General features: G+C 69.9%; 15 protein-coding genes. 7 read left to right on the forward strand and 8 right to left on the reverse strand.

Annotation, left to right across the window (positions count from 1 at the left end):
* Nucleotides 1–21 precede the first annotated feature (21 nt).
* Nucleotides 22–1302 carry a molybdopterin molybdotransferase MoeA gene (gene moeA, locus CKO33_RS07125; protein WP_200180844.1) on the forward strand — a complete coding sequence of 427 codons (1281 nt, stop codon included), beginning with the start codon at nucleotides 22–24 and terminating at the stop codon, nucleotides 1300–1302.
* A 15-nt stretch (nucleotides 1303–1317) separates the two neighbouring features.
* Here the strand turns inward: moeA and CKO33_RS07130 are convergent, their stop codons facing one another.
* The 4 genes from CKO33_RS07130 to nagZ form a co-directional block, all read right to left on the reverse strand.
* A complete protein-coding gene (locus CKO33_RS07130; protein ID WP_090483508.1) occupies nucleotides 1318–2070 on the reverse strand; it encodes an S-methyl-5'-thioinosine phosphorylase in 753 nt (250 codons plus the stop codon).
* 51 nt (nucleotides 2071–2121) lie between these two features.
* Entirely contained in the window at nucleotides 2122–2679 is a 558-nt protein-coding gene (locus CKO33_RS07135) for a hypoxanthine-guanine phosphoribosyltransferase (RefSeq protein ID WP_200180845.1), read from the reverse strand.
* A gap of 138 nt (nucleotides 2680–2817) precedes the next feature.
* Nucleotides 2818–3186: a DsrE family protein gene (locus tag CKO33_RS07140; protein ID WP_090483506.1), complete on the reverse strand. Its 369-nt coding sequence runs from the start codon at nucleotides 3184–3186 to the stop codon at nucleotides 2818–2820.
* A 112-nt stretch (nucleotides 3187–3298) separates the two neighbouring features.
* Nucleotides 3299–4348 carry a beta-N-acetylhexosaminidase gene (gene nagZ, locus CKO33_RS07145; RefSeq protein WP_200180847.1) on the reverse strand — a complete coding sequence of 350 codons (1050 nt, stop codon included), beginning with the start codon at nucleotides 4346–4348 and terminating at the stop codon, nucleotides 3299–3301.
* A gap of 331 nt (nucleotides 4349–4679) precedes the next feature.
* Between nagZ and CKO33_RS07150 the strand changes: the two genes are divergently transcribed.
* A complete protein-coding gene (locus tag CKO33_RS07150; protein WP_242472521.1) occupies nucleotides 4680–4967 on the forward strand; it encodes an Lpp/OprI family alanine-zipper lipoprotein in 288 nt (95 codons plus the stop codon).
* A 65-nt stretch (nucleotides 4968–5032) separates the two neighbouring features.
* Here the strand turns inward: CKO33_RS07150 and CKO33_RS07155 are convergent, their stop codons facing one another.
* The gene (locus tag CKO33_RS07155; protein ID WP_200180853.1) at nucleotides 5033–6325 is read right to left on the reverse strand and encodes a diguanylate cyclase; all 1293 of its coding nucleotides are present in this window, start codon (nucleotides 6323–6325) and stop codon (nucleotides 5033–5035) included.
* A 221-nt stretch (nucleotides 6326–6546) separates the two neighbouring features.
* Here CKO33_RS07155 and CKO33_RS07160 point away from each other — a divergent pair, with 221 nt between their 5' ends.
* A complete protein-coding gene (locus CKO33_RS07160) occupies nucleotides 6547–8028 on the forward strand; it encodes a sensor domain-containing diguanylate cyclase (RefSeq protein ID WP_200180861.1) in 1482 nt (493 codons plus the stop codon).
* A gap of 105 nt (nucleotides 8029–8133) precedes the next feature.
* On the forward strand, nucleotides 8134–8535 hold the full coding sequence (locus CKO33_RS07165) for a hypothetical protein (RefSeq protein ID WP_200180863.1): 402 nt from the start codon (nucleotides 8134–8136) through the stop codon (nucleotides 8533–8535).
* Between the two features lie 66 nt (nucleotides 8536–8601).
* Here the strand turns inward: CKO33_RS07165 and putA are convergent, their stop codons facing one another.
* Nucleotides 8602–11853, reverse strand: a complete 3252-nt coding sequence (gene putA / locus CKO33_RS07170; protein ID WP_200180865.1) for a bifunctional proline dehydrogenase/L-glutamate gamma-semialdehyde dehydrogenase PutA — start codon at nucleotides 11851–11853, stop codon at nucleotides 8602–8604.
* A 162-nt stretch (nucleotides 11854–12015) separates the two neighbouring features.
* On the opposite strand from putA, the gene CKO33_RS07175 reads away from it, so the two are divergent.
* From CKO33_RS07175 to CKO33_RS07185, 3 genes are read left to right on the forward strand one after another with little or no spacing between them, the layout of a single operon-like run.
* Nucleotides 12016–12456 (forward strand): hemerythrin domain-containing protein, encoded by a 441-nt coding sequence (locus tag CKO33_RS07175; RefSeq protein ID WP_200180867.1) that lies wholly within the window; start codon nucleotides 12016–12018, stop codon nucleotides 12454–12456.
* 5 nt (nucleotides 12457–12461) lie between these two features.
* The gene (locus CKO33_RS07180; protein ID WP_200180879.1) at nucleotides 12462–12719 is read left to right on the forward strand and encodes a DUF2249 domain-containing protein; all 258 of its coding nucleotides are present in this window, start codon (nucleotides 12462–12464) and stop codon (nucleotides 12717–12719) included.
* Nucleotides 12716–14017 carry a hypothetical protein gene (locus CKO33_RS07185; RefSeq protein ID WP_200180869.1) on the forward strand — a complete coding sequence of 434 codons (1302 nt, stop codon included), beginning with the start codon at nucleotides 12716–12718 and terminating at the stop codon, nucleotides 14015–14017. Before CKO33_RS07180 ends, CKO33_RS07185 begins: the two co-directional genes overlap by 4 nt.
* On the opposite strand, the gene CKO33_RS07190 is transcribed toward CKO33_RS07185, so the two are convergent.
* Together CKO33_RS07190 and CKO33_RS07195 are read right to left on the reverse strand one after the other, a co-directional pair.
* On the reverse strand, nucleotides 14014–14697 hold the full coding sequence (locus CKO33_RS07190; protein WP_200180871.1) for an SOS response-associated peptidase: 684 nt from the start codon (nucleotides 14695–14697) through the stop codon (nucleotides 14014–14016). The two genes, CKO33_RS07185 and CKO33_RS07190, sit on opposite strands and share 4 nt — an antisense overlap.
* A gap of 4 nt (nucleotides 14698–14701) precedes the next feature.
* On the reverse strand, nucleotides 14702–15731 hold a 1030-nt coding region (locus CKO33_RS07195), incomplete at its 5' end, for an SO_0444 family Cu/Zn efflux transporter (RefSeq protein WP_200180873.1).

Here is a 15731-nt window from a genome sequence, read left to right on the forward strand (position 1 = left end):
ATCCGAAAGGACACCACTGCCATGACCCACACCAACGCCATCCCTGCAGGGATCCGGAACCCCGACGACTGCGCTCCCGAAGCCCTCACCCTGGAACAGGCCCGGGAACGCATCCTGGACGACGTTCACCCCCTCCGGGAGGAGACGTCCGTGCCCCTCATGGACGCCCTGGGGCGGGTTACGGCCCGGGACATCCCCTCCCCCATCGCCGTCCCGGGGCATGACAACGCCGCCATGGACGGCTATGCCCTGGCGACCGAAGACCTGTGCAGCGATGGCCCCACCGCCATGACCCTGGCAGGCACGGCCCTGGCGGGGGCCCCCTTCACCGGGACCCGGCCACCGGGGTCCTGCGTGCGCATCATGACCGGGGCGGTGCTGCCCCCGGACTGCGATGCGGTGGTGATGCAGGAACGGGTGCACAGGGAAGCCGGAGGAGCGGTGCGGATCCCCCCGGGGGTCCGCCCCGGAGAGAACGTGCGCCGCGCCGGCGAGGACCTGCAACCGGGTCAGATGCTCCTGCCGGCGGGGGAGCGCATCGACGGCCCGCGTCTGGGGCTGCTGGCCTCCGCCGGGATCACCCGGGTGACGGTGCTGCGCCGCCCGCGGGTGGCCCTCTTCTCCACCGGGGACGAGCTGGCCCCCCCGGACCGGCCCCTGGCCCCGGGACAGATCCACGACAGCAACGGCCCCGCCCTGCGGGGGCTGCTCACCGCCCTGGGGGTGGAAATCCTGGATCTGGGGCGCGTCTCCGACACCCCCGGGGCCCTGGAAGAGGCCCTGGACCAGGCCGGGGCCCGGGCCGACCTGGTGATCACCACCGGCGGCGTCTCCGTGGGCGAGGCGGATCACGTGCGCCGGGTGCTGGACCGGGTGGGCCGGGTGGCCTTCTGGAAGGTGGCCGTCAAACCCGGCAAGCCCCTGGCCTTCGGCCGGGTGGGGGATGCGGTCTTCTTCGGCCTGCCGGGGAACCCGGTCTCCGCCATGGTCACCTTCTGCCAGCTGGTGCAGCCGGCCCTGCTGCGCCTCATGGGGGTATCCCATCCGGCACCGCCCGCGGGTTTTCAGGTGCCCTGCGCCACCCGGCTGCACAAGCGCCCCGGGCGCCTGGAATTCCAGCGGGGCCGGCTGGAACGGGCTCCGGACGGCCGGCTCCGGGTCCGTGCCATGGACCACCAGGGCTCCGGGGTGCTGCGCTCCATGCGCGAGGCCGACTGCTTCATCGTCCTGTCCCCGGAAGGGGGCACGCTGGAGGCCGGCGACCTGGTGGAGGTGCAGCCCTTCCGGGGCGTGATGCCCTGAAAGGGGTAATGGGGATCAGAGGGTGGGGATCACCGTCTCCAGCAGGCGGCGGACGTTGTCCATGCCCTGGCTGACATTGCGGTTCACCTCCTCCATGGAGATCTCCCCGGCCCCCTCGCCGCGGCCGGCGGCCCAGTTGGCCACCACGGCACAGGTGGCATAGGCCAGGTCCAGTTCCCGGGCCAGGGCGGCCTCCGGCATGCCGGTCATCCCCACCAGATCGCAACCGTCCCGCTCCAGGCGGTCGATCTCGGCACCGGTCTCCAGGCGCGGTCCCTGGGTGGCGGCGTAGGTGCCCCGCTCCACGGCGTCGATGCCGATGCCGCGGGCCCCCTGGATAAGGGCCTGGCGCAGACCCTCATCATAGGGATGGGTGAAGTCCACGTGGGTCACATGGCTCAGGTCCTCCTCGAAGAAGGTATGTCCCCGGGACCAGGTGTAATCGATGATCTGATCGGGGAAGACCAGGCGCGGGGGGTGCATCTCCCGGGTGATCCCCCCCACCGCCGCCACGGCCACCACGCGGTGGATGCCCGCGTTCTTCAGGGCCCAGATGTTGGCGCGGTAGTTGATGCGGTGCGGCGGGATGGTGTGGCCATAGCCATGGCGCGCCAGGAAGACGACGCGGCGGCCCGCCAGGACCCCGTGGGTCAGGGGGCCGGAGGGCTCGCCATAGGGGGTGTGCATCACCTCGCGGCGGGTGATCTCGAGTCCATTGAGGGAGGTCAGGCCGGTGCCACCGATGATGGCGATGGTGCTTTCAGTCATGGAACTCTCGGATGCTGGATGGATGGGATGGAATCGGGGATTTTATGAGGCTCAGGCGTCCTTCACGGCGTAGATGCCGGGGGCGTTGCGCAGGTATTCCTTGTAATCCATGCCGTAGCCGAAGACGTAGCGGTCCGGCACCTCCACGCCCACGTATTGCGCCGCAAGATCGGGCACATGGCGGTCGTGGTGCTTGTACACCAGCACCCCCGTGCGCACCTCCCGGGCCCCCTGGCTGCGGCAGAAATCCAGGATTCCCGCCAGGGTGTGTCCCTCGTCCAGGATGTCGTCCAGCACCAGCACGCTGCGCCCCTCCAGGGACAGGCGGGGCTTGACCACCCAGTGCAGGGTCTCCCCGCCGGTGGTCTCGCCGCGGTAGCGGGTGGCGTGCAGATAGTCCACCTGCAGGGGGAAGTCCAGGCGGGTGAGCAGGTGTCCGGCGAGCACCACACCGCCGGTCATGACGCACAGCACGACGGGATCCCGGTCCCGCAGATCCCGGGTGATGGCCTCGGCCATGCGGTCCATGGCCGCCTCCACTTCGGTCCGGGATACGAGGCAATCGGCCTGGGCCTGGACTTGGGCGGCGTGTTCTGGCGTAACGGACATGGCGATCCTTTCTGGTATGGATGAACGCAACGAGCCCACCCGCAATGGGGTGGGCCCGGAAACGGGGACAGGCCCGGAGGGGTTCCATCATCCCCCCGGGCCGGCCCCGGATTCAACCCGCCGGCGATCCGCCGGGTCTTAGTAGGTGAAGGTCACGGTATCGTCGTCCATGGCCTCGCCGATGACATAGGCCCCGCCCACGGTCTCCTCCACCTCGGGGATGAGATCATCCCCCCACAACTCCAGGGTGGGGGTGCATACCTTGAACTTGACCCCCGCCTCGTGGGCATCCTTGATGAAATCGTACACCGACTTGGGGCTGCCCTCCTGCACATACAGGTGCTCCGCCACACCCTTCTTGGCCAGTTCCCCGGCGCGGCCCGTCATGATCACCTCCACATCGTATTCCATGGCGGCGGCCACCGTGGCCTGGAAGAACGGCGCCCCCAGCTCCGCGCCATTGCGGGGATCGGTGTTGACCATGATGATCATCAGCTTGTCGGCCATATACTTATAACTCCTTTGACGGTTCAGGGGCATTATAGCCCCAGGCCGGGGGGCGTCCAATTCAGTTTGATTGATCCCCCCATGAGGTCTTTTTAGCCCTACGGGGAGGGCGCTAGACCGGCATCTCCAGGTTGCCCTCCTCCCCTCCCAGGACACGGCAGGCGGTCACCCCCTGGTGCCAGTGGGGGTCGGCCCGCAGGGCCTCGGGGGTGAGGGTGCCCCGGCCATGCATACGCGCCAGCCGTGCCATGGCCACCGGATCGTCGTGCCCCTCCAGGGCCTGCAGGGCCTGCTCGGCCCCTTGCGGATGGTTGCATACCAACACCATGTCGCAGCCGGCCTCCAGGGCACGCCTGGCCCGCCGGCCGTAGTCGCCGAACTGCGCGGCGGCGGCCATGGAAAGGTCGTCGCTGAACACCGCCCCGCGGAAGTTCAGGCGCCGGCGCAGGACCTGCTGCAGCCAGTGGCGGGAGAATCCCGCCGGCAGGGGATCGGCGTGGGTGTAGACCACGTGGGCGGGCATGATCCCGGCGATGCCGTTGGCCACCAGGCGCTCGAAGGGCTGCAGGTCCCCGTGGAGGATGGACTCCAGGGGGCGTTCGTCCAGTGGCAGTTCCAGGTGGGAGTCCGCGCGCACGCCCCCGTGACCGGGGAAGTGCTTGCCCACTGCCTCCATGCCGGCGGCGCGCATGCCGTTCACCCACTGCTGCCCCAGGTCGGCCACCACCTCCGGGGCGCGGTGGAAGGCCCGGTCGCCGATGACCCCGCTCAGCCCGCGGCCCAGGTCCAGCACCGGCGCGAAACTGAAGTCCACCCCCATGCTGCGCAGTTCGGCGGCCATGAGCCAGCCCAGCAGGCGCGTCACCCGCCGTGCGCGTACCGGATCACGGTCATACAGGGCGCCGAGGCGGGCCATGGGCGGCAAATGGGTGAACCCCTCGCGAAAGCGCTGCACCCGTCCCCCCTCGTGATCCACCGCCACCAGGAGATGGGGATCCCGCAGGGCGTGGATCTCCCGCACCAGTTCACGCAGTTGCTCCGGGGAGTCGTAGTTGCGGGTAAAGAGCAGGACCCCGCCCACCTGGGGATGACACAGCAGGCGGCGTTCCCGTTGCGTGAGGGCGGTCCCCTCGAGATCCAGCATCACGGGCCCAAGGGGCATGGCGGGTCACTCATATACGGATTCATGTGTCGCGGTATTGTAACCCCGCCGGCCCGGGCGTCGAACCACAAGGGCCAAGTCCCTCAGAGGCCCGCCCCGGGACCCTGTCACGGCAGGCCCGGCCCCAGGGGGATGTGCATTCTGTGAGCATGATAAAAGTCCGGGACGAACCCGTATGGCTCCCCGCCGACAACCTGTTACACTTTGTGTGCAATGTTGGATGGATGGCCCCGCGCGTCTGCCGGCAGCGCCAAGGAACGGGGGGTCGCTTGCCGCTCTGAATTTCCAGCGTAAAACAACCCGCATGACGGAGGTAACAATGAAAAAAGGCATGATGAAAGTGGTCGCGGTTCCCGCAGCCGCCCTCTCCCTGGTTCTGGCCACCGGCTGTGCCACCACCCAGAACATGGAACAGCAGCGCCAGATGATCGAGGACAACGCGGTGACGGCGGACCAGGCCATGCGCACGGCCGAACAGGCCCAGTCCAGCGCCGATCAGGCCCAGCGCATGGCCCGCGAGGCCGACAGCAAGGCCGACCGCGCCCTGGAGGAGAATGCCCGTCTGCGGGAGATGATGCAGCGCATGGAACGCACCTACGAGGGTTCCGGCGCGAAGTAAGCCCAGGCATCCTCCGGTGCTTGTATGGACCGGCCGCATCCCCCCGGGGTGCGGCCGGTTCTGCTTCATCCCCCCGTTTCCCCCGCGGCCTGCACCACCCGGTTGCGTCCCGACGCCTTGGCACGGTAGAGGGCCTCATCCGCGGCCTCCAGCATGGCCTCCAGACCCGTCCCCGGGTGGGTGTTCACCCCCACGCTGGTGGTGAGCGCCAACGGCTCCCCGTCCAGGCGCAGTTCCAGGCCACCCACGGCCTCCCGCAGGGCCTCCGCCAGACCCAGGGCCCCGTCCTCCTCCACATCCTGGGCCAGCAGGCAGAACTCCTCGCCCCCGTAGCGCACCAGGATATCCGAACGGCGCGCCCGCTCCCCCAGGCAGGCAGCCACGTTCACCAGCACCTTGTCTCCCCCGGAATGGCCGAAACGATCATTGATCTGTTTGAAGTGATCCAGGTCCAGGAGGATCACCGCAAGGCCCCGTCCCTCCCGGCGGGCTGCCTGATACACCGTCTCCCCGGCATCGGCCAGGTAGCGCCGGTTGTACAGCCGGGTCAGGGGATCCCGGTTGGCGTTCTCCCGCATCTCCTGGAGGAGTTCGAGCAGGGCCACGTTCTGGTTCACCCGCACGAAGAATTCCTCCTCCAGGAAGGGACGGGTGATGAAGTCGTTGGCCCCGGCCTTGAGCTGGCGGGCGGAGAGGATGCCGGAGCCGTGGTTGGACATGCCGATGATGCACAGCTCGGTGCGGGAGAAATGCCGCCGGATGCGGCTGATGAGGGTGATGCCGTCCATGCCCGGCATGTGCTGATCACAGAGCACCAGGTGGATGGCGTCCGCCCCCGAGGCCAGCAGGTCCAGCGCCTCCTGGCCATCCCGGGCCTCCAGGGTGCGATAGCCGTAGCGCCCCAGGAGGGAGCGCAGATAGGCCCGGGCCGAGGTGGAGTCGTCCACCACCAACACGCCGATGCGCCGGTTGCGGTGGATGCGCTCCACCGTGGCGATGACGTGCTCGATCTCCGTGAGATTGCCCTTGTTGACGTAATCCACGATGCCCAGATCGAGGAGCCGGTCGCGCTCGTCATCGCTCACCCCGGCGGTGAGCACCAGGGCGGGCAGGCCATGGGCCAGGACCCGTTCCACCACCTCCCCATCCGGGGCATCGGGCAGGTTCAGGTCCAGCACCGCCAGGAAGAATTCATGGGCCCCCTGCGCCAGTCGCGCCTCCGCCTCGGCCAGGCTGCCCGCCATCACCGGCTCGATGCCGGCCAGGGTCTCCACCCGTTCCGCCAGGAGCCGGGCCACGGCCCGGCTGTCCTCCACGATGAGCAGACGATTCCCCCGCTGGATTCCGGTGTCGTTCATGGAGGTCATCGTACCCCTCGGCGATCCTGTGCGCACCCCTCTGCCTCCACCGATTCACCGCGGCCTATCCGCCTTTGGCCCGGGGCCCGATGCGTCTATACTGCCCGCGCCATGTCTCTTCCTTTGCCGCGCAGCCCCCGCACCCTGACCGGCCTGGGGGCGACCTTTGATCGTCACCGTTTCTCCGCCCCGCGACCCCACCCCCGCCGGAGCCGCCTGCCATGCCGCTGAAGCCCTTCAGGCCCAGCATCGCCCTGGTCTATCTGGTGCTGGGGGGCAGTTTCGCTCTGCTCAGCCTCACCTTCTATGTGGCGGGGTTCCAGCCCCTGGCCGAACGGTTGCGGGAGGCCCACGCGGAGATCATCGATCACACCCTGGACAGCACCCGCTGGCTGGTACAGGGGGCACTGGACCGCCACATCGCCCTGGCCCGGCAGACCGCCAGCCGCAGCGCCATCCGCCAGCAACAGATGCGCTACCTGGCGGGGGAACTGGATCTGGCCGACCTGCGGGCCTTCGCCACCCCCAAATTGCGGGATGCCCTCCAGGCCAATGACGAACTGCTGGGCATCCGGCGTCTGGGCCCGGACGGGACCCCGCTGCTGCAGGTGGGGTGGTCGCCGGCCCCCCTGCCCGGGGCTTCCACCTGCACTTTGCCGGAGAAGGGGGATCGGGGGAGCGGGATCCGGATACAGGGCCCATTCCCCCTGAAGGGGAAGCAGATACTGGTGTACTGCTCGCCCCTGCACGACCCTGGCGGAACCCGCATCGGCATGGACCAGTTGCTGATGGACGCCGCCCCCGTCCAGGGCATCCTGCAGAATCCCCATGGCGAGGACCTGCGCACCGTCACCCTGGGTGTGGTCGCGGCCGACGGACGCCTGCTGTTCTGGCCCCGGGGGGAAATCTACCAGGCTGCCCGCCAACACCTGCAGGCCCACCTGGCGGGGAACCCCGCCGGCGACGGCATCCACATCCAACACCGCCCCCTGGCGTCCGTGGACTGGCGGATCTATGGGGTGGTGCACACCCGGGCCTTCTTCGCCGAGACCGACCGGCAACTCTGGCGTCTGCTGGGACTGCTGGCGATACTGGCCGCGCTCATCTTCGCCGCCAAGATCCTGGCCCTGCGCCCCATCATCCGCGCCCTGACCCAGGTGCATCACCTCACCGAGCAGGCCCACCGCGACGGCATGACGGGGCTGTTCAACCATGCCCACATGCAGCAGCTCATCGACCGGGAGATCGAACGAAGCCAGCGCTACAAAACGCCCTTCTCCATCCTCATGATGGATATCGACCATTTCAAGGGGATCAACGACACCCACGGCCATCCGGTGGGCGATGCGTTCCTGCGGCACATCGCCCGGATCCTCAAGGACTGGGCACGGACATCGGACCTGGCGGCCCGCTATGGGGGCGAGGAGTTCATGATCATCCTGCCCGAGACCGACCCCCACGGGGCCCTGAGCATGGCCGAGCGGCTGCGGCAGGAGATCGCCCGCCAACCCCTGGAACACCGGGGTCAGAAGCTGCGGGTCACCGTGAGCATCGGCGTGGTCAGTTGTACCGGCAAGGCCGGGGGACCCTCCCGGGCCCAGCTGGTGCGCGCCGTGGACGACGCCCTCTATACCAGCAAGCGGGGCGGCCGCGACCGCGTCACCCAGACGGTCATCGATGCCGGTATCCCCCCGGGCGCGTGACGTCTTTCCTGGCCCCACCCCGGCAAATCAGGCAAAATAACAGGGTTTTTCATCCTTCCCCACCCCGCCGCCGCCGGCGGCCGCGCGACAGAACAGAGAGAGACCATGCCAGCAAGAACACGCATCATCCTGCTCAGCGTCATCGCCCTGGCCACCATCGTCTTCCTCCAGCCCTTCCTCACCTTCATCGGCGGGCTGGTGGTGCTCGCCGTGGCCGGGACCTTCATCTACCGGGACCTGCCCCAGGATACCCAGGACATGATCGAGGACTACCTGGGCAACTGGCTGCAGAAGGCCCGGGACGGTTTCTGGCCCGGAGGCGGCGACCGCGATCCCGAGCCCGAGCCCGAGCCGGCTCCGGCACCCAAGGCGGCCGCCCCCCGGGAGACCTCCCAGGAAAAGGCGCCCGCGAAACCGCGCACCCGGCGCAGCCGTTCCCCCCGTTCCCGCACCAATGGCGGCAACGGCGGCGGTACCGGCAAGGGTTCCGGGGCCAAGGAAGACTGAACACTGCCCCCCCGGCCCCGCCGTCGCGGCGGGGCCGATGCACCGCCCCTGACGGGGTGCGGTGCCCTATTCCCGAGCGCGCTTCCTCCTGCGACGCCCCGACGCCTCCCGCCCCGGGTCCTGCCCATCCTTCCCTCCTCCCGGTGTGGGCTGCGGCACGTCCTCATCATCCGAGAGCACCAGCAGGCTGGCGTTGCCCCCCACCGCCGCCGTGTTGAAGGTGGCCACCCGCTCGCTGACGAAACGCAGCAGATAATGGGGTCCGCCGGCCTTGAAGCCCGTGCCCGAGAGCCCCTCGCCGCCGAAGGGCTGGGTACCCACCACGGCCCCCACCATGTCCCGGTTGACATAGAGATTACCCACCCGGGCCCGCCGGCGTACCTGCTGCGCGGCGCCTCCGATGCGGCTGTGCAGGCCCAGGGTGAGGCCATAGCCCAGGGCATTGATGCGATCCACCAGGGCCTCCAGTTCCCCGGAGCGCCAGCGCACCACATGCAGCATGGGGCCGAAGACCTCCCGGTCCAGTTCCTCCGGCCGCTCCAGACGATAGAGGCTGGGGGGCATGTACAGTCCCTGTTCGCAATCGCCACTCACCGGGGCGCGGTGGATCACCCGGCCCATACCCTGCATGCGCGTGTGATGCGAACGCAGCCCCTCCAGGGCCTCGGCGTCGATCACCGGGCCCACGTCCGTGGCCAGCCAGCGGGGGTCCCCCACCACCAGGGTGTCCATGGCCCCCTGGAGCATACGCAGCAGGGGTTCGGCCACGTCCTCCTGCACACACAACAGTCGCAGGGCGGAACAGCGCTGCCCGGCACTGAGGAAGGCGGAGCGCACAATGTCCGTCACCACCTGCTCGTGCAGGGCGGTGGAATCCACGATCATGGCGTTGATGCCGCCGGTCTCGGTGATCAGGGGCACGATGGGCCCCTCGCGCCCCGCCAGGTCCTGGTGGATGCGCCGCGCCGTCTCCACCGAACCGGTGAAGGCCACCCCGGCCACGCGCCGGTCCCGCACCAGGGCCGGCCCCAGCAGATCCCCCGATCCGGGCAGGCAGTGCAGCACCTGCCGCGGGATCCCCGCCTGGTGCATGAGGGCCACGGCCCGGGCCGCCGTCAGGGAGGCCTGTTCCGCCGGTTTGGCCACCACGGCGTTGCCCGCCACCAGGGCCGCCGCCACCTGGCCGGTGAAAATGGCCAGGGGGAAGTTCCAGGGGCTGATGCAGGCGAACACGCCGCGCCCATGCAGGGTGAGTTCGTTCTGTTCCCCCGTGGGCCCCGGCAGGACCACGGGCCGGTCCAGCTGGCGCCGGGCCTGCCAGGCGTAGTAGCGGCAGAAGTCCACCGCCTCGCGCACCTCGGCATGGGCATCCCGCAGGGTACGGCCCGCCTCCTCCACGCACAGGGTCATGAGCTCCGCCCGGTGCTGCTCATAGAGATCGGCCACCTTCTCCAGCAGCCGCGCCCGGGTCTCGGCCCGGGTGCCCTCCCAGGCGGGCCAGGCGGCGTGGGCCGCCGCCAGGGCCTCCTCCACCTCCTGTTCGCCGGACCAGGTGACCCGGCCCACCTCGGCAGAGGTGTCCCGGGGCGGGCGCACCGCCTCGCCGGTGCGGGTGCGCAGGCTGCCACCGATCACGGGTCCGGCCTTGCGTGGTCCGCCCCGGTCGGAGGCGCGCCCCATCTCCGCCGCCAGCCGGGCCATAGCGGCACGATCGGAAAAATCCAGCCCGGCACTGTTGCGCCGGTGGGGGGCATACAGATCCGCCGGCAGGGGGATGCGGGGATGGCGCAGGACGTTGCGGGCCCGCAGCCGCGCCGCCGGGTCGGCCACCAGGTCCTCCAGGTCCGACTCCCGCACCCGGTGCACGAAGGAGGTGTTGGCCCCGTTCTCCAGGAGCCGGCGCACCAGATAGGCCAGCAGCCGTTCGTGGCTGCCCACGGGGGCATAGATGCGGCAGGGAACGCCGCCCCCGTCCTCGCGCCGGATCAGCTGCGGGTAGAGGGTCTCCCCCATGCCATGCAGGCGTTGCAGTTCGAAATCCCGCTCCCCGGCCATCTCCAGGACGGCGGCCACGGTATAGGCGTTGTGGGTGGCGAACTGGGGGTAGAGGTGCGGGCAGTCCTCCAAAAGCCGCCGGGCACAGGCCATGAAGGCCACATCGGTGGCGGCCTTGCGGGTGAACACGGGGTAATCCGCCAGCCCCCCGACCTGGGTCTCCTTGATCTCCGTGTCCCAGTAGGCCCCCTTCACCAAACGCACCATGAGCTGGCGCTGACTGGCCGCCGCCTTCCTCTCCAGCCAGCCCAGCACCTCCCAGGACCGCTTCTGATAGGCCTGCACCGCCAGACCCAGGCCGTTCCAGTTCCCCAGCCCGGGTTCCTCAAGCAGGGTCTCCACCACGTCCAGGGTCAGATCCAGACGCCAGGACTCCTCCGCGTCGATGCACAGGGGGATATGGAACTCCCGGGCCAGCTGGCACAGCTCCAATACCCGGGGCATCAGCCGGCCCGCCAGACGGCTCTCCTGCCCCGGCTCGAAGCGGGGGTCCAGGGCGGAGAGCTTGATGGAGATGCCGGGCCGCTCCGGCAGGGCCATGCGCGGGTCCACCGCCTTGCCGATGGCCTCGATGGCCTGACGGTAGTCCCGGAAATAGCGCTGCGCATCCGCCTCGGTGCGGGCCGACTCCCCCAGGATGTCGTAGGAGTAGCGGTAGCCCAGCTTCTCGTTGCGGCGGGCACGTTTCATGGCCTCGGGCATGTCGCGGCCGAGGACGAAGCTGTCCCCCAGCACCGCCATGGCGCGGCGCACGGCGGAACGGATCACCGGCCCGCCGGCCCGGGCCAGCATGCGATGCACCACGCCCCCGAGCCAGCGGCGGCGATCATCGGTGTCGATGATGCGCTCGCTGATCCAGAGCCCCCAGGTGGCGGCGTTCACCGTGAAGGGGCGATCCCCTCCCAGATGCGTATCCCAGTGGGCGGCGCTGAGCTTGTCGCGGATGAGCCGGTCCGCGGTCTCCTTGTCCGGCACCCGCAGCAGGGCCTCCGCCAGGCACATCAGGGCGATGCCCTCCTCACTGGAGAGATCGTACTCCTGCAGGAGGGCCCCGATCCCCGAGCGCCGTTCCCCGGCCTGGATCATGCCCTTCACCAGGCCCCGGGCCAGGTAGCGGATGCGCGTGCCCGTCTCCTCATCCGGGGGCAGTTCACCCAGCAGCATCCGCACCGTCTCGGCCTCATCGGAGCGGTAGTGGTCTCGGATCCCCTGACGATCCGCGGGGATCCAGGTCTCGGGCTCGGGATAGATGAATCGGCTCATGGAGGCGTTCCTGACTGATCTTCGACTCCGCCCAGGGGGCGTTCCTGCAGGAAGGCTAGCACACCGGCCCCCCTGCACGGTGCACGGCTTGATCCGGATCAAGTGCATCCCCCCGGCCCCCGGGATACCGTCCCCGTCACCCCCCTTCGAGAGTACCGCGCCATGGACACCATCCAGGGATTTTTCACCGATGATCACCGCGAATGCGACCACCGCCTGGCGGATGTGGAGACCGTGGTGGCCGCCGGGGACTGGCCGGCCAGCGCTGAGGCCTACGGCCAGTTTCATCACGACATCGAGCGCCACTTCCAGCGCGAGGAGGATCTGCTCTTTCCCGCCATCGAGGAGGTCTCCGGCAGCTCCCAGGGCCCCACGGAGGTGATGCGCCGGGAGCACGACCAGATGCGTGCCCTCCTGGAAGGACTGGAGCAGGCCCTGCAGCGGCAGGAACGGGACGAGGCCCTGGGGGTGATCGAGACCCTCATGACCATGATCCAGCTGCACAACGTCAAGGAGGAACAGATCCTCTACCCCATGGCCGACCGTTTCCTGCAGCCCCGGCGCGAACCCCTCATGGAGCGGGTGCGGAGCCTGGAGCCGTGACCGCCATGGGGCGGGTCCATCACCTGGACGTGCGCCACCTGCCCCCGCCCGAACCCATGGAACGGGTGCTGGAGCTGCTGCCGCAGCTGCGCCCGGGGGACCTGATCCGCATGTACCACCGGCGGGAGCCCTTCCCCCTGTACGGCCTGCTGGCGGATGCCGGATTCCGCCACCGGGTGCTCACCCCCGACCACTGCCCCTTCGAGATCCGCATCTGGCCCGCCGCCAGTCCCGAACCCGACCCGGACGATGCAGAACGATGATGCACCTCGCCCGCCTCTCCCTGGACCGCACCCCGCCCCTGTGGGTGCCGCTGCAGTTCATGGCCACAGCCCCCCTGTTCGCCGTGGCCTTCGCCGCCCTCCTGGCCGTGGAAGGGCCCGATGCCCTGCTCTCGCGCTGGACCCCGGCGATGCTCGCCGCCACCCACCTGCTGGTGCTGGGTTACATCACTATGGTGATGTTCGGGGCCATGCAGCAACTGCTGCCGGTGGTGGCCGGCTCCCCGGTGCCCCGGGAACGCCTTACCAGCCGCCTGATCCACCTCGGCCTGGCCCTGGGCACCCCCCTGCTGGCGGCGGGTCTGGCCTGGAGCATCCCTCCGGCCCTGGCCACCGGCGGTCTGTGTGTGCTCGGGGCCATGGGGCTGTTCATCGTCACCACGTCCATCAGCCTGTGGCGCAGCCCGGCCCGGGGCCCGACCCATACCGCCCTGTGGCTCGCGGTGGCAGCCCTGGCCGTCACCGTCACCCTGGGGGCCTGGCTGGCCCTGGGACACCTGCCGGGCCTTCCCTTGCCCCGGTCCATGACCCAGCTGCATCTGGCCTGGGGACTGGCGGGCTGGATCGCCCTGCTCATCGCCGGCGTGGCCTACCAGGTGGTGCCCATGTTCCAGATGACGCCGGAATACCCGGCCCGTTTCGCCCGCTTCCACGCCCCCGGGGTGTTCATCCTGCTGGCGCTGGTCACCGCTGGCGGCTTTCTCCCCGGTGTCCCGGGCATCGCCCTGCAGACCCTGGCCGCTGCGGGCCTGGTGGCGGCCCTGGCCGGATTCGCCTTCATCACCCTGCGCCTGCAGGCCCGCCGTCGGCGGCGCAACGCCGATGTCACCGTCGCTTTCTGGCGCACCGGCCTGCTGGCCCTGCCGCTGGCCCTGAGCCTGTGGGGCCTCTCCGCCCTGCCCTTCACGCCCGGCATCCAGGGTCCCGCGGCCCTGATCCCCGCCTGGCTCTTTCTCGCCGGCTTCACCCTGTCCATCATCAACGGCATGCTCTACAAGATCGTCCCCTTCCTGGTGTGGCTGCACCTGAACCACCGGCTTATGCAGAGCGGTCGCTGGGATGCCCCCGTGCCCAACATGCACCAGGTCATCCCCATCCGGCACACCCGGTTGCAATGGTGGTTCCACCTGACCGCCCTCGCCGCCGGCACCGCCGCGCTGCTCTGGCCGCCCCTGCTGTATCCCGCCCTGCTGGCCTTCGCCCTATCCAATACCCTGCTCAGCGCCAATCTCTGGCAGGGGATCGGCGTGTTCCGCCGGGACGGGATCCGGCAGGACTAAGAGGCAGACGGCTCCCGCTGCCGTTCACGGATCAAATCCGGCCCTTCCTCCCCGGCGCGGTTCACCCGGGGATCCACAGGACGGATCACCAGACGACCGGGATCCAGGGGGCGAATGCGGGCACGGAGGGCCTGACGGTCGGTGATGCCGGGGTCGAGCCAGGCCCGCAGGCAGTGGGGATCCAGGGCCAGGGGCTGGCGGGGATGGATCGCGGACAGGGGGCCGCGGGCGGGTTCGGTGATCACGGCACAGCCGCCATCCTCCCCCCCGGTGCCGGGGGCGTGGATCCCGGCGAGGAAGATCACCTCCGCCTCGCCGGGATCCCGCAGGGTGATGTAGTAGGGCTGGCGGCCTTGCGGGGTCTGTCGCCATTCGTACCAGCCATCGGCGGGGACGAGGCAGCGATGGCGGGCGAAGGCCCCGCGGAAGTAGGGGCGGGTGGCCACCTTCTCGGCGCGTGCGTTGATGGGGCGGGGCGCGTCCTCCCCGGCCCCCGGGGGCCGGAATCCCCAGTGGCAGGTGCCGAGCCACGGGCGACCATGGGCATCCGCCTGGAGGATATGGATGGCCGTGCCCGGTGCCACGTTGTAGCGGGGTTCCCCCTGCGCGGCGTCTTGCATCCCGAAATAGCGGTCCATCACCGGGCCCAGGGGGGTGTACAGGGCAAAGCGGCCGCACATGCTGTCACACCGACAAGGCCAGGCGGCGTCCCAGACCGAAAAGCACCCGGCGCAAAGGCCGCAGCCCCACCGCCAACAGCACCGCCAGGGCGGCATACCCCAGCCAGGCGGGGGTGAGTTCGCGCATGGCACCGGCCTGGGCGGGGACATCCAGCCCCCAGACGCTCGCCAGCAGATCCAGCCCCAGGCCCAGGGCAACGGTGCTGGCCACGATCCCCCCCAGATACAGCACCAGGGCGGCATTGCCCATCTCCCGTCGCAGCACCCCCAGGGTGGCCAGACTGGTGACCGGCCCCGCCAGCAGGAAAACCAGCACGGCCCCGGGGGAGAGGCCGGCGGCCAGCAGCCCCGCGGCCACGGGGGTGGCGGCGGTGGCGCAGATGTAGACGGGAATGCCCACCAGGGACAACAGCAGGAGGGTGAGCGGCCCGTTTTCCAGACCCGCCCACCACGCGGCGGGCACCAGGGCCACCAGCACGCCGGCCAGGACCAGCCCCCCCAGGATCCAGGGCCCGATGTCGTCCAGGAGTTCGGTAAAGGCATAGGCCAGCCCAGCACGCAGCCGCCCCCCGGGGCCCGTCGGCGAAGGTGCGGGCTCATGGCCATGGTCGTGGCCATGGGCGTGGCTATGGGCGTGGCTATGGGCGTGGCTATGGGCGTGGCTATGGGCGTGTCCGCTGTCGCCGCAGCAGTCCCCCGTGCAGGCGGCCGCCGCGGGGGGACCGCCGCCACCACGGCTGATCCCCACCAGCAGGCCGGTGGCAATGGCCGTGACCAGGGCCCCCAGGGCGCGGGCGAGCATCATGAAGGGACCCAGCAGGGCGTAGCTCACCGCCAGGGAATCCACCCCGATCCCCGGGGTGCCGATCATGAAGGCCGTGGCGGGCCCCCGGCCGGCCCCGCCACGGTACAGGGTGATCCCGGTGGGGATGGCCCCGCAGGAACACAGGGGCAGCGGCCACCGTGGGGCCTCCCCTCCGGGCGGCGGCCCGGGATCTGTGCATGGTGCGGTGTCATTCCCCTCCCCTTCACTG

The organism is Ectothiorhodospira mobilis, assembly GCF_016584115.1.
Classification (GTDB): Bacteria; Pseudomonadota; Gammaproteobacteria; order Ectothiorhodospirales; family Ectothiorhodospiraceae; genus Ectothiorhodospira; species Ectothiorhodospira mobilis.